The organism is Agrobacterium sp. MCAB5 (assembly GCF_052114365.1).
GTDB classification, from domain to species: Bacteria; Pseudomonadota; Alphaproteobacteria; order Rhizobiales; family Rhizobiaceae; genus Agrobacterium; species Agrobacterium tumefaciens.
This window is the reverse complement of sequence record NZ_JBFREP010000001.1, coordinates 2,501-16,848: the sequence shown is the minus strand read 5'-3', so window position 1 is coordinate 16,848 and position 14,348 is coordinate 2,501. Positions and strand designations below refer to the sequence as shown.

The following is a 14,348-nucleotide window of genomic DNA, read 5'->3' as shown; positions in this document are numbered from 1 at the left end:
GTCTTGTCCCTCAATTCAGAGCGTGCAGGATACGCAGCCCTGAACCTGCGTGCCTTCCAGCGCCATCTGGCGCAAACGGATGTAGTAGATGGTCTTGATGCCTTTTTTCCAGGCGTAGATCTGCGCCCGGTTGATATCGCGCGTCGTTGCCGTATCGCGGAAGAACAATGTCAGCGACAGGCCCTGATCGACATGCTGGGTGGCCGCCGCATAGGTATCTATGATCTTTTCCGGACCGATTTCGTAGGCATCCTGATAATATTCGAGATTGTCGTTCGAAAGGTAGGAAGCCGGATAATAAACACGGCCGATCTTGCCTTCCTTGCGAATTTCAATCTTCGAGACGATGGGATGGATCGAGGAGGTCGAGTGGTTGATATAGGAGATCGAGCCTGTGGGCGGCACGGCCTGAAGGTTCTGGTTATAGAGGCCGGTCTCCATGACAGCCTGCTTCAACGCTTTCCAGTCCTCCTGTGTCGGAATGGAAATGCCAGCTTTCTCAAAAAGGTCGCGGACCTTTTCCGTCGCGGGCAGCCATTCCCGGTCGGTATATTTATCGAAGTAGTCGCCCGAGGCATATTTGGAGTTTTCAAAGCCCTTGAAGCTCTGCCCCCTTTCCGTGGCAAGGCGATTGCTGGCGCGGATGGCGTGATAGGTCACCGTGTAGAAATAGATATTGGTGAAATCGATGCCCTCTTCGGAGCCGTAGAAGATGCGCTCGCGCGCCAGATAGCCATGCAGGTTCATCTGACCAAGCCCGATGGCGTGGCTCGCATCATTGCCCTTTTCCACGGAAGGGACAGACGAGATGTGGCTCATGTCAGAAACGGCCGTCAGCGCCCGGATGGAGGTTTCGATCGTCTTGCCGAAATCAGCCGAATCCATTGCTGAAGCAATGTTGAGCGAGCCGAGATTGCAGGAAATATCCTTGCCCATATGGCTGTAAGAGAGATCGTCGTTGAACTCGCTCGCCTCGCTGACCTGTAGGATTTCCGAGCAAAGATTGCTCATGCTGATACGGCCGGCGATCGGATTGGCGCGGTTCACCGTATCCTCGAACATGATATAGGGATAACCGCTTTCGAACTGGATTTCTGCGATGACTTGGAAGAACTCGCGTGCCTTTATCTTCTTCTTGCGGATGCGGCTGTCGGCGACCATTTCCTGATATTTTTCGCTGACGGAAATCTCGGTAAACGGCACGCCATAGACCCGCTCAACATCATACGGCGAGAACAGGTACATATCCTCGTTGTTTCTCGCGAGTTCGAAGGTGATATCAGGGATCACCACGCCGAGCGAAAGGGTTTTGATGCGGATTTTTTCGTCGGCGTTTTCGCGCTTGGTATCGAGGAAACGCATGATGTCCGGGTGGTGGGCATGCAGATAGACCGCGCCAGCGCCCTGGCGCGCGCCAAGCTGGTTGGCGTAGGAGAACGAATCTTCCAGCAGCTTCATGACAGGAATGACGCCAGAGGACTGGTTTTCGATCTGTTTGATCGGCGCGCCGGCTTCGCGAATATTGGTCAGGGACAGTGCTACGCCACCGCCACGCTTGGAAAGCTGCAATGCTGAATTGATGGACCGGCCGATGCTTTCCATATTGTCTTCCACACGCAGCAGAAAACACGAAACCAGCTCACCGCGGCTTTTCTTGCCGGCGTTGAGAAAGGTCGGGGTTGCCGGCTGGAAGCGGCCGGAAATGATTTCATCCATCAGATCGCGGGCAAGTTGCTCGTCGCCACGCGCCAGAGCCAGCGCCACCATGCAGACGCGGTCCTCATAACGCTCCAGGTAACGCTTTCCGTCGAAGGTCTTCAGCGTATAGGACGTATAATATTTGAAGGCGCCGAGAAATGTCGGAAAACGGAACTTTCTGGCATAGGCCTCGTCGTAGAGGTCACGGACGAAATTGAAGGAATACTGGTCCAGCACCTCCTGTTCGTAATATCCCTCGGTCACGAGATAATCGAGCTTTTCCCTGAGATTATGGAAAAACACCGTGTTCTGGTTGACGTGCTGAAGGAAATATTGCCGTGCCGCAAGGCGGTCCTTGTCGAGCTGGATCTTCCCGTTTTCATCGTAGAGGTTCAGCATCGCGTTCAGCGCGTGATAGTCCAGTCCCGCGTCCAGGTGTTTCTGCGCGGCGGTTACTTGTTGTTTGGCATCCGTGTTGCGCACCGCGCTCGAGGTCAGCGTGTCCAAAATCGTTCCAATCCATGATTGACGTTGGCGACATCTTCCTCCGTGCCGAGAAGCTCGAAGCGGTAGAGAAACGGCACCGCGCATTTACGCGACACGATATCTCCGGCGGATGCGAAAGCTGCGCCAAAATTCGTATTTCCCGCCGCGATGACGCCGCGAATGAGATTTCGGTTTGAGGGCTCGTTCAAAAACCGGATAACCGGTTTCGGTACCGCTCCTTTCATGCCGCCGCCCCCATAGGTGGGGGTGACGAGAACATAGGGCTCCGACACGTGAGGAACGTCTTCCTCGGCGCCGAGCGGCAGGCGAAGCAATCGTCGCCCCAGTTTCTGAAGGAAGCGATGAGTGTTCTCAGACCGGCTGGAATAATAGACGATCAGCCCCATCGCATCGCCTCTTCAGCTGATCGAGCCAATCATGTCCGGACGGAAACCAGCCCAATGGCGTTCGCCGGCAACGACAACGGGAACCTGCATGTAACCAAGGCCGCGAACGCGATCGAGGGCATCCGCATCTTCGGAGATATCGACGATCTCGTAGCTGACACCGATGCGGTCAAGCGCACGATAGGTGGCAGTGCACTGGACGCAGGCGGGTTTGCTGTAAACGGTGACGGTCATTGTTTCCTCTTTCCAAGCCGCTTTTACGCACGGCTCAACATTGCCCGCCTGCAATCGCAAGCGGGTGGCGATGGTTCTGTCATTCTGGCGAGGCGCGCGGGTCAGGCCGCGTAAGATCGCTGTCTACGCCGACGAGCGTAGAAACTCATAAAAATGCACTGGCATGACTTCACCCCGAAGCTTGTTCTGGAGGGGGCAGAAAAGGGCGCACGCAATTCATTTGCGTCATACACCTTCCTTCCGGACACCCCGCCCGTGGACGTTTTCGCTCAAGGCAGGTCTCCTGACTTGCGGGTCAAAACATCCATTCCCACCTTCCCGGAGCTTTTAGCGCCAGTGGCTCAAATCGGAATGATGCTCACCGCTTACAGTTGCGGGGGCAGTTTCGGCATTGCTTCACCATAATGGTGTTACGCACCGAATTCCCGTCTTAGCTCCCGACGCTTGCGAATCGAAAGAACCTTGAACACCACATATAGTATATGAGGAATTTTTTTCGTCAATAATTAGACATGCGAAAGCCCCACCCTGTGGATCAAAAAGATTCAACACATGGTCAACAAAGGCTTAACGGCGAATGCTCGATGCCGCCTACGGACGGAAGCGGCGGGTTATTCCCAGATATCGATACGAATGTCGGCGGGGCGTGAGTTCTCAATCACCCGCTTTCCGTTGGGAAGATCATTTTCGAACAGTTTGGCGTGAATCTCGGTCGCATCGAGACCATAGCCCTGCCATCTATCCCGCAGGCGTTCCTCGAGCACCGCAACGGATGGGCCTACGAAGACGGCAAGATCGAAGCTGCCGGAAAGCTTCGTCCACGGCGCCTCGTTCAACAGCAGATAGTTGCCTTCGGCAAGGATGAAGCGTGTTTCTGGCGCGATGGCGCGAGCGGAGGCAATGGCTATTTCGCGGGAGCGGTCAAAAACCGGGACAAGAACTTCCTGCCCGCCCTGACGAACTGCGGAGACGATATCAAGAAAGCCGCGCACGTCGAAGGTCTCCGGTGCGCCTTTTCGCGGCAAGAGCCCCCGTTCTTCGAGAATACCGTTATCCATATGGAAGCCGTCCATGGGTAGGACAGCCGCAGCCTCGCCGCGCGCCACGAGGGCACCGCACAGGGCATCCGCCAGCGTGGATTTGCCGGCCCCAGGGGGACCGGCAATGGCCATGATAAAACGAGATTTATCCTCAGCCCGCCGAAGAACGTCTTCGACGATCGTTTCAAGCTTCAACGTCATGCGGCCAGCGTTTCCTTTGGCGCTTCCTTGGCGCCCGTCATGAAGGCGACGGCGTCGGACATGGTATAGTCCTTCGGATTGATGACGCACAAACGCTTGCCCAGCCGATGAATATGAATCCGGTCAGCAACCTCGAAAACATGCGGCATGTTGTGCGAGATGAGAACGATCGGTAGCCCTCGCGCGCGTACATCCAGAATAAGCTCGAGAACGCGGCGGCTTTCCTTGACGCCGAGCGCCGCCGTCGGTTCGTCAAGGATGACGACCTTGGAGCCGAAGGCGGCTGCACGCGCCACCGCAACACCCTGGCGCTGGCCGCCGGAGAGGGTTTCCACCGCCTGATTGATGTTCTGGATCGTCATCAGGCCGAGTTCAGAGAGTTTCTCACGGGCAAACTTTTCCATCGCCGGACGGTCCAGTGCCCTGAACAGGCTTCCCTGAATACCGGGTTTGCGGATTTCACGGCCGAGAAACATATTGTCGGCTATGGACAATGCGGGAGACAGCGCAAGGTTCTGATAAACGGTTTCGATACCAGCCTTGCGCGCCTCGATCGGCGAGCGGAACTGTACCGGCTTGCCTTCAAGCCTGATCTCCCCTTCATCGGGTGTCACCGCACCGGAAATCGCCTTGATGAGAGAGGATTTTCCAGCACCGTTATCACCGATGACGGCGAGGATTTCGCCCGGATAAAGGTCAAAATCGGCATTGTCGAGCGCAGTCACACGACCGTAGCGTTTAACGAGATTGCGTGCTGTGAGGATAGGTTCTTTTGCCATCAGCCTGCTACCTTTCTGATCCACTGGTCGATTGCGACAGCCAAGATGATAAGGACGCCGATCAACAGATAGGTCCATTGTGGGTCTGTTCCGATAAGTCGCAGGCCGAGAGAGAAGACACCGACGATCAGCGCGCCGAAGATCATGCCCATGATCGAGCCGCGTCCGCCAAACAGCGATATGCCGCCGATGACCACTGCGGTGATGGATTCGATGTTGGCGAACTGACCGGCGGTCGGCGATACCGAGCCGATGCGGCCGATGAGAGCCCAGCCCGCGAAGGCGCAGATAAGCCCGGAAAGTGTGTAGACGGTCGTCAGCATGCGCTTGACGTTAACGCCGGCAAGTTCGGCTGCGTCGGGATCATCACCCACTGCATAGAGATGTCGACCCCAGGCGGTGCGGTTCAGCACATACCAGAGCAGGGCAACCAGCAGAACCATCGCAATGACGCCATAGGTGAAGACGGCGCTGCCGATGCGGACATTGTTGCCGAAAAACTGGAGAATGGGCGCCTGTTGGACGATATCCTGTGAGCGGATCGTTTCGTTGGCCGAATAGAGGAAATTGGTGGCCAACACGATCTGCCACATGCCCAGTGTAACGATGAAGGGTGGTAGCCGCATGCGCGAAACCAGCACGCCATTGATAAAGCCACAAAATGCGCCGACTGCGAGACCGCAGATAATCGAGAGTTCGGCAGGCAAACCATAGCGGAACGTAAACTGTCCCATGACGACGGAGGACAGGACCATGATCGCACCGACCGAAAGATCGATGCCCGCAGTCAGAATGACCAGCGACTGTGCCGCGCCGACGATGCCGACGATTGCCACCTGCTGAAGGATAAGCGTCAGCGAAAAGGCCGAGAAAAACTTGCCGCCCAGGGTCATGCCGAAGACAGCCAGCGACAACACCAGAACGATCAGCGGTACGGCCGCCGGGCTGGAATGCAGAAAGTGCTGGAATTTTTCAAGCAAACTCTTGTTGTGCGTATCGAAAGCAGCGACCTGGGTCGAACTTCCCGACAGCACTTTTTCAAATTCATTATGCGGTTGAGCCCGCACTGGCTGATCGCTCATGGATTTTCCTCCCGATCGCTCCATCGCATCAGCCCCGAACCCGGGATTATTTTCCAGAGGGGACAATGCGTAGATTCAAACTGTTGAGAAGCGTGCCTCAGTTACGTCCACGGACGCCGGGCGCGCTCGTTTGTTCCTGTCCGATCACCCAGATCGTTCTTTTAAACCATTCCGGTTCAAGGGCGGGGGCAAATTGCCCCCGCCGATTTCAACGGTGATGTATCAGCCCCAGCACTTCTTCAGGCCTTCCTTGGTGTCGATCGAATCGAGACCCTTGACCGGCTTGTCGGTTACCAGCGTTACGCCGGTGTCGAAGAAGTTCTTGCCTGCCGTCGGCTTCGGCTTTTCACCGGTATCGGCAAACTTCTTGACGGCTTCCACGCCGAGTGCCGCCATCAGCAGCGGGTATTGCTGAGACGTTGCGCCGATCACGCCTTCCGCAACGTTCTTGACACCAGGGCAACCGCCGTCGACGGAAACGATCAGAACATCCTTTTCGCGTCCGACGGCTTTCAGCGCTTCGTAAGCACCGGCAGCTGCAGGTTCGTTGATGGTGTGAACGACGTTGATGGTCGGATCCTTCTGCAGCAGATTTTCCATCGCAGAGCGGCCGCCTTCTTCGTTACCGTTGGTAACATCATGACCAACGATACGCTTGTCGTCTTCATCACCAATCTTGTTGATGTCCTTCACGTCGATGCCGAAGCCCTTCATGAAGCCCTGGTTGCGCAAAACATCAACGGTTGGCTGGGAAGGCGTGAGGTTGAGGAAGGCGATTTTCGCATCCTTGGCCTTGTCGCCGAGGGTGCCAGCAGCCCATTTGCCGATCAGCTCGCCGGCCAGAAGATTGTCGGTAGCGAAAGTGGAGTCAGCGGCATCAACGGGTTCGAGAGGCGTATCGAGGGCGATGACCAGAAGACCGGCATCGCGCGCCTTCTGCACGGCCGGAACGATGCCCTTGGTGTCCGATGCGGTAATCAAGATACCCTTGGAGCCATCGGCAATGCATGTCTCGATCGCGGCAACCTGGCTTTCGGAATCGCCATCGATCTTGCCGGCATAGGACTTCAGCGTCACGCCAAGTTCTTTAGCCTTGGCGGTTGCGCCTTCCTTCATCTTGACGAAAAAGGGATTGGTGTCGGTTTTGGTAATCAGGCAAACCGAAGTATCGGCGGCGGACGCGACGGACGCGAAAGAAACGCCGAGCGCAAGCGCGCCCAGAAGAGCGGAAACAGTCGTCTTCATTGTAATCCTCCCATTGAATGTTTGAGTACCGTGACGGTTACCCGACGATCTCGTCTCCTCCGAGAACAGCGACCGTTGACACAGATGGAACCACCAAAGGAAACGGCTGTCAATAAATAAATCCGATTGAATTATTAATTCCGTATGGCATTCTAACAAGCGGCAGGGAGGAATATCGCGGCGTCGTTTAACGTTGCGATAGCAAGATTGCCATAAAGCCTGCATGTATCGGTCGCGGCGGATATGGCGGGCGGGAGGATGAAACTATGAGACAATCTGTCGAGACGGCGCCGCCCGCGCCGTCCACCAACATGGATATGAGCGGCGGCGCCAACCAGATTGGGGTGCGTGCCTATAACGAGCGGCTTGTGCTGTCGCTGGTTCGCCGCCACGGCGGCTTGTCGAAAGCCGAAATATCCAGGCTTTGCGGTCTCTCGGCGCAGACTGTCTCGGTCATCATGCGCTCGCTCGAAAGTGACGGTCTTCTTATTCGTGGCGAAAGACTGCGCGGCAAAGTCGGGCAGCCTTCGACGCCGATGCGCCTCAATCCCGATGCCGTCTTCTCGTTTGGCGTAAAAATCGGCCGTCGCAGCGTCGATCTGGTGCTGATGGATTTCGTCGGCCGGATCAAGCTGAAGCTCCGCAGAACTTACCCCTATCCTATGCCGGAATGGATTTTGCCATTCGTCGTCGAGGGTATCACGGAACTCGAGTCCAAGCTCTCTCCGGCCGAACGGCAAAAAATTGCCGGTGTCGGCATTGCCGCGCCGTTCGAATTGTGGAACTGGGCGCAGGAGGTCGGCGCCCCGCAGAATGAGATGGAGCGCTGGCGCGACGTCGATATCCGTTCCGAAATTGCGGATGGCGTCAGCTATCCGGTTTTCCTGCAGAACGATGCGACCAGTGCCTGCGGTGCAGAACTGGTTTTTGGTGCAGGCCAGAACTACCCCGATTTTCTCTATATCTTCATCGGATCCTTCATCGGTGGCGGTGTCGTTTTAAACTCCGCACTGTTTTCCGGAAAGACGGGCACCGCCGGTGCAATCGGCCCCCTTCCGGTTCAGGGGCAGGACGGCAACACGGTCCAGCTTCTGAAAATCGCCTCCATCTTCGTTCTGGAAAACATGTTGCGCGAACGGGGCATCGATCCCCGTCCCCTGTGGTTCTCGCCGGATGAATGGATCGATTTCGGCGAGCCGCTGGAAAGCTGGATCGGAAAAACGGCCGCGGCCCTTGCGCAGGCCGTCATCGCTGCAGCCTCCATCATCGATTTTTCCAGCGTCATCATCGATGGCGGTTTTCCGGATTGGGTCAGAGCAAGAATAGTCTCCGCCACCCGTCTTGCCCTCAAACATCACGATCTTCAGGGTGTTACGCTGCCGGAAATCATCGAGGGAGCGGTCGGCAGCCAGGCCCGGGCTATCGGTGGAGCGAGCCTGCCCCTGTTTTCCCGTTATCTCATCGACCAGAATGTTCTGTTCAAGGACACGACAGGCTGAGGTTTCAGGCCCTACCGAAATTTCCTGGTGGGACTCTTTGCCGGATTCAAATGGTCACTCGCTGGCGGCATGTTCCATGATCGCTGCCAGAAAAGCAGGGCCGTATCGTTCCAGCTTTGTGTCTCCCACTCCAGGTATCTGCGCCATTTCTCCCACAGAGGCCGGTCTTGCTGCCGTAAGCTCAATGAGTGTCTTGTCGTGGAAAATCACATAGGGCGGAACGTTCTGCGCGCGGGCAATTTCCATGCGCTTCGCACGCAGCGCCTCAAAGAGACTGCGATCGGCCTCCGGTATAATAGTGGCGGCGGGCTTGCGAGTCGCCTGTTGTCGCGCCGAACGGGGAGCGGTCGGTATCCTCAACATCAGGGACGGCTTTTCGCGCAGGAACCACCTCCCTTCTTCGGAAATGGACAATCCCCCGTGACCGGCCAGATCAACCTCGATCAGCCGCAGCGCAACCATCTGGCGCAGGATGGCCCGCCAGGTGCGATTGTCGTGCTCTTTGCCGATGCCGTAGGTCGTGATCCGATCGTGACCAAAGCTCGATATCCGTTCATCTTCCATGCCCAGCAATACGCGGATGACATAGGCCTGGCCGAAACGTTCTCCCGTGCGGTAAATGCAGGACAGCAACTTTTGCGCGGCAATGGCACCATCAAACAGGTCCGGTGGTTCCGCACAGGTGTCGCAATTGCCGCAGGGCTCGCAATAGTCGCCGAAATAAGACAAAAGCACCCGCCGACGGCAACCGGCTGTTTCCGCGAGGCCAAGCAACGCATCGAGCTTCCGGCGCTCCATGTTTTTGCGCTGGTCGCCCGCATCCGACTCTTCGATGAAGCGGTTGCGCAATGCGATGTCTTCATAACCGTAAAGCATAAGCACGTCGGACGGCAGACCATCACGGCCGGCACGGCCGGTTTCCTGATAATAGGCTTCGATGCTGCTGGGCAGATCGATATGCACGACGAAGCGCACATCCGGTTTGTCGATGCCCATGCCGAAAGCCACGGTTGCAACCATGATGACAGCTTCACCATGCTGGAAGTGGGTCTGGTTCGCCTCGCGGGCGGCCTTGTCCATGCCGGCGTGATAGGGCAGCGCATCGCGCCCCTCCTCGCGCAGCCAGGCTGCCGTCTCATCGACCTTGCGTTTGGAAAGGCAATAGACGATGCCGCTTTCGTCCTCGCGACCCGTCAGGAAGCGCTTCAGCTGCGTACGTGGATTATCCTTTTCCATGATCGCATAGCGGATATTTGGCCGATCGAATCCGGCTATGAAGGCGTCGCTTCCGTTGATCCCGAGATGACCCAGAATTTCGGCGCGGGTTGGCTCGTCCGCAGTCGCCGTGAGCGCCATGCGTGGCGTATCCGGAAAGCGCTCGATCAACGTGTCTAGCTGGCGGTACGGGGGACGGAAATCGTGCCCCCACTGCGATAGACAATGAGCTTCGTCGATCGCGATCAGCGACAGGCTGATAGGTTGAAGCGCATCCAGAACGTCCGGCTTGAGAAGGGTCTCAGGCGCGGCATAGAGAATATCGACCTTGCCAGCCCGCATATCCTGCCAGAGTGCCCGCCGCTCTTCTGGGGAAAGATCGGAGTTGAGAGCTTCTGCCCGCACACCTGCCTGACGCAAGGCGGCGACCTGATCGACCATCAGCGCGATCAGGGGCGAAACAACCAGCCCCATTCCCTTACGGGCGAGCGCCGGAATCTGGTAACAAAGCGACTTCCCGCCTCCTGTTGGCATCAATACAAATGCATTGTTGCCTGCCATCACATGCCGGATGATTTCGGCCTGCTGTCCACGAAACGTATCGTATCCATAGACGGTCTTGAGAATCTGCAAGGGATCGGTGGTCACGTTGGCTTTCTTATGAGCTGGACGGTTTACGCATCATGGCCAAATCAGGGGCTATCGCAACGCAGAAAGGCTGAATCAGTCCCATAAAAAAGAGCGCCAATTGTGGACGATGCGAACTTATATAGATTTGGATGTTATTTGGGGTATTTCGCAAAAGGAAAACCCCGCAGCTTAAGCTACGGGGTTTTTGAGAAGATGGTTGCGGGGGCAGGATTTGAACCTGCGGCCTTCAGGTTATGAGCCTGACGAGCTACCGGGCTGCTCCACCCCGCGTTACCAGCGTAAATCCCTATGGGATTTATCGCGACCAGCGTAAATCCGTATTGGATTTATCGCGACTGCATCACAGGGACGCTGTGATGTATTGAGAAGATATTTGTTGCGTTTTGCAGACCTGGCAGCGACCTACTCTCCCGCGTCTTGAGACGGAGTACCATTGGCGCTGGGGCGTTTCACGGCCGTGTTCGGAATGGGAACGGGTGCAGCCGCCCCGCGATAACCACCAGGTCGGCAAAACGCAACACAGTTCATGTTTTCACATGAGTGTTGTTTCGAGAAGCTGGGAAGCTTGCGCTTCATTTAATTTAACACGTCTTTCTGCGACCCTTCCCGTATGTTTGCCATACAGACCAGAGGTCGTCGCGCCCTGTGGCGCGGCCCGTCCGGAGCGCTATGCGCGTCAGGACAGAACAGATGATGTTCATCTTTGATGAGCATGAACAATGGGAACGAAGAAGTCGATCGAGCTATTAGTAACGGTAAGCTTCACATGTTGCCATGCTTCCACACCCGTCCTATCAACGTGGTCGTCTTCCACGGCTCTGATAGGGAACACTCGTTTTCAGGTTGGTTTCCCGCTTAGATGCCTTCAGCGGTTATCCATTCCGTATATAGCTACTCTGCTATGCCCTTGGCAGGACAACAGATCCACCAGAGATACGTCCATCCCGGTCCTCTCGTACTAGGGACAGATCCTGTCAATATTCCTACACCCACGGCAGATAGGGACCGAACTGTCTCACGACGTTCTGAACCCAACTCACGTACCGCTTTAAATGGCGAACAGCCATACCCTTGGGACCTGCTCCAGCCCCAGGATGCGATGAGTCGACATCGAGGTGCCAAACAACCCCGTCGATATGGACTCTTGGGGGTCATCAGCCTGTTATCCCCGGCGTACCTTTTATCCGTTGAGCGATGGCCCTTCCACACGGGACCACCGGATCACTATGACCGACTTTCGTCTCTGCTCGACTTGTCAGTCTCGCAGTCAGGCGGGCTTATGCCATTGCACTCGACGACCGATTTCCGACCGGTCTGAGCCCACCATCGCGCGCCTCCGTTACTCTTTCGGAGGCGACCGCCCCAGTCAAACTACCCACCATACACTGTCCCGGATCCGGATAACGGACCGCGGTTAGACATCCACGAAGATAAGGGTGGTATTTCAAGGATGGCTCCACAAGAACTGGCGTCCCTGCTTCAAAGCCTACCACCTATCCTACACATGCCTTGGCGAATGCCAGTGTAAAGCTATAGTAAAGGTGCACGGGGTCTTTCCGTCTGACCGCAGGAACCCCGCATCTTCACGGGGAATTCAATTTCACTGAGTCTATGTTGGAGACAGCGGGGAAGTCGTTACGCCATTCGTGCAGGTCGGAACTTACCCGACAAGGAATTTCGCTACCTTAGGACCGTTATAGTTACGGCCGCCGTTTACTGGGGCTTCAGTTCAGAGCTTGCACCCCTCCCTTTAACCTTCCAGCACCGGGCAGGCGTCAGACCCTATACGTCGTATTGCTACTTCGCAGAGCCCTGTGTTTTTGATAAACAGTCGCTACCCCCTGGTCTGTGCCACCCCATCATACTTGCGTAAAATGGGGTCACGCTTCTTCCGAAGTTACGCGTGCAATTTGCCGAGTTCCTTCAACATAGTTCTCTCAAGCGCCTTGGTATACTCTACCTGACCACCTGTGTCGGTTTCGGGTACGGTCTATACGGTGGAGCTATTTCCTGGAACCTCTTCGCCGCACATTCAATCCAGTAAGAATGTACAACACACGAGATCCGTCACTACCACCAGGCCCACGAATATTAACGTGGTTCCCATCGACTACGCGTGTCCGCCTCGTCTTAGGGGCCGGCTAACCCTGCTCAGATTAACTTTAAGCAGGAACCCTTGGTCTTTCGGCGAGGGAGTCTCTCACTCCCTTTATCGTTACTCATGTCAACATTCGCACTTCCGATATCTCCAGCAGCCCTCACGGGTCCGCCTTCACAGACTTACGGAACGCTCCGCTACCACGCAACAGTCACTACAACTGTCACATCCTCAGCTTCGGTGCATGGCTTTAGCCCCGTTACATTTTCGGCGCAAAGACCCTTATTTAGACCAGTGAGCTGTTACGCTTTCTTTAAATGATGGCTGCTTCTAAGCCAACATCCTGGTTGTTTTGGGATCCTCACATCCTTTCCCACTTAGCCATGACTTGGGGACCTTAGCTGGAGGTCAGGGTTGTTGCCCTTTTCACGACGGACGTTAGCACCCGCCGTGTGTCTGCCGACTAGTACTCCTCGGTATTCGGAGTTTGGTTAGGATCAGTAAGACGGTGAGTCCCCATAGCCCATCCAGTGCTCTACCCCCGAGGGTATTCGGTCGACGCTCTACCTAAATAGATTTCGCGGAGAACCAGCTATTTCCGAGTTTGATTGGCCTTTCACCCCTAGCCACAAGTCATCCCAATCTATTGCAACAGATACGGGTTCGGCCCTCCAGTTGGTGTTACCCAACCTTCAGCCTGCTCATGGCTAGATCACTCGGTTTCGGGTCTAATGCAACTAACTCAATCGCCCTATTCAGACTCGCTTTCGCTGCGCCTACACCTACCGGCTTAAGCTTGCTAGTTACACTAAGTCGTTGACCCATTATACAAAAGGTACGCCGTCACCCTTGCGGGCTCCGACTGTTTGTAGGCATCCGGTTTCAGGTTCTATTTCACTCCCCTCGTCGGGGTGCTTTTCACCTTTCCCTCACGGTACTTGTTCGCTATCGGTCATGCACGAGTACTTAGGCTTGGAGAGTGGTCTCCCCATGTTCAGACAGGATTTCACGTGCCCCGCCCTACTCAAGGACAATGACTGTTCTACGCGTAAGGGGCTATCACCCTCTATGGCCGACTTTTCCAAATCGTTCCGCTTTATTCATCATTGCCACTGGCCTGGTCCGCGTTCGCTCGCCACTACTTACGGAGTCTCGGTTGATGTCCTTTCCTGCAGGTACTTAGATGTTTCAGTTCCCTGCGTTCGCTTCTTACCCCTATGTATTCGAAAGTAAGATACCTTATCACAATGCTTGGAAACCCAGGCCGTTCATAAAACAGACTGGATTTTCCAAGCATTTAAGGTGGGTTGCCCCATTCGGAGATCCATGGATCAAAGCTTATTCGCAGCTCCCCACGGCTTTTCGCAGCGTATCACGTCCTTCTTCGCCTGTGCATGCCAAGGCATCCACCAAATGCCCTTAATTCACTTCTTCGTTCTCATTGTCTATGCTCATCCATATTTGCTTGATTTGGAATTCTTGATCCTCCTCGCTTGCGCTCGAAGGGGTTCCAAATCCGGCCATACGGTCACCTCTCGGTAGCCGCAAACCAGCAAAATCCGGTTACCTTTTACAACCAGATCATCTCCTGATGACATCGACGTGTTCGATACAATCCTCTTTGAAGGCACGCCGGTGCACTTCGAGGTCGTATCATTAAGACCAGCTTCTCGAGATATCATCCGGTGATGCGCGGTCAGGCAACATCAATCC

Annotated in this window: 9 protein-coding genes, 1 tRNA gene, 2 rRNA genes and 1 riboswitch; of the genes, 1 reads left to right on the top strand and 11 read right to left on the bottom strand. The window is 55.6% G+C overall.

The window, feature by feature from the left end; translation table 11 throughout:
* Positions 1 to 15 precede the first annotated feature (15 nt).
* The 7 genes from nrdE to AB4Z23_RS00045 form a co-directional block, all read right to left on the bottom strand.
* A complete protein-coding gene (nrdE, locus tag AB4Z23_RS00075) occupies positions 16 to 2,205 on the bottom strand; it encodes a class 1b ribonucleoside-diphosphate reductase subunit alpha (RefSeq protein WP_075807520.1) in 2,190 nt (729 codons plus the stop codon).
* Positions 2,193 to 2,591 carry a class Ib ribonucleoside-diphosphate reductase assembly flavoprotein NrdI gene (gene nrdI, locus AB4Z23_RS00070; protein ID WP_003514252.1) on the bottom strand — a complete coding sequence of 133 codons (399 nt, stop codon included), beginning with the start codon at positions 2,589 to 2,591 and terminating at the stop codon, positions 2,193 to 2,195. Before nrdI ends, nrdE begins: the two co-directional genes overlap by 13 nt.
* 12 nt (positions 2,592 to 2,603) lie before the next feature.
* Positions 2,604 to 2,825 (bottom strand): glutaredoxin-like protein NrdH, encoded by a 222-nt coding sequence (gene nrdH / locus AB4Z23_RS00065; protein WP_013635213.1) that lies wholly within the window; start codon positions 2,823 to 2,825, stop codon positions 2,604 to 2,606.
* Positions 2,826 to 3,081: 256 nt separating this feature from the next.
* A riboswitch (cobalamin riboswitch) is annotated at positions 3,082 to 3,305 on the bottom strand.
* Between the two features lie 131 nt (positions 3,306 to 3,436).
* Entirely contained in the window at positions 3,437 to 4,066 is a 630-nt protein-coding gene (locus tag AB4Z23_RS00060; RefSeq protein ID WP_441359948.1) for a nucleoside triphosphate hydrolase, read from the bottom strand.
* Positions 4,063 to 4,845, bottom strand: a complete 783-nt coding sequence (locus tag AB4Z23_RS00055) for an ATP-binding cassette domain-containing protein (RefSeq protein ID WP_013635211.1) — start codon at positions 4,843 to 4,845, stop codon at positions 4,063 to 4,065. Before AB4Z23_RS00055 ends, AB4Z23_RS00060 begins: the two co-directional genes overlap by 4 nt.
* Complete coding sequence (locus tag AB4Z23_RS00050) at positions 4,845 to 5,927, bottom strand: ABC transporter permease (protein ID WP_013635210.1); 1,083 nt, start codon at positions 5,925 to 5,927, stop codon at positions 4,845 to 4,847. The genes AB4Z23_RS00055 and AB4Z23_RS00050 overlap by 1 nt, the downstream gene beginning before the upstream one ends.
* Before the next feature lie 222 nt (positions 5,928 to 6,149).
* Positions 6,150 to 7,172: a sugar ABC transporter substrate-binding protein gene (locus AB4Z23_RS00045; protein WP_003514241.1), complete on the bottom strand. Its 1,023-nt coding sequence runs from the start codon at positions 7,170 to 7,172 to the stop codon at positions 6,150 to 6,152.
* A 266-nt stretch (positions 7,173 to 7,438) separates the two neighbouring features.
* Here AB4Z23_RS00045 and AB4Z23_RS00040 point away from each other — a divergent pair, with 266 nt between their 5' ends.
* On the top strand, positions 7,439 to 8,671 hold the full coding sequence (locus AB4Z23_RS00040) for an ROK family transcriptional regulator (RefSeq protein WP_421476252.1): 1,233 nt from the start codon (positions 7,439 to 7,441) through the stop codon (positions 8,669 to 8,671).
* 54 nt (positions 8,672 to 8,725) lie between these two features.
* On the opposite strand, the gene recQ is transcribed toward AB4Z23_RS00040, so the two are convergent.
* The 4 genes from recQ to AB4Z23_RS00020 form a co-directional block, all read right to left on the bottom strand.
* Entirely contained in the window at positions 8,726 to 10,534 is a 1,809-nt protein-coding gene (gene recQ, locus AB4Z23_RS00035; RefSeq protein ID WP_421476250.1) for a DNA helicase RecQ, read from the bottom strand.
* A 196-nt stretch (positions 10,535 to 10,730) separates the two neighbouring features.
* Positions 10,731 to 10,807, bottom strand: a tRNA-Met gene (locus AB4Z23_RS00030).
* A 119-nt stretch (positions 10,808 to 10,926) separates the two neighbouring features.
* A 5S ribosomal RNA gene (gene rrf / locus AB4Z23_RS00025) occupies positions 10,927 to 11,041 on the bottom strand.
* Between the two features lie 221 nt (positions 11,042 to 11,262).
* Positions 11,263 to 14,069: ribosomal RNA gene (locus tag AB4Z23_RS00020) — 23S ribosomal RNA — on the bottom strand.
* Positions 14,070 to 14,348 lie beyond the last annotated feature (279 nt).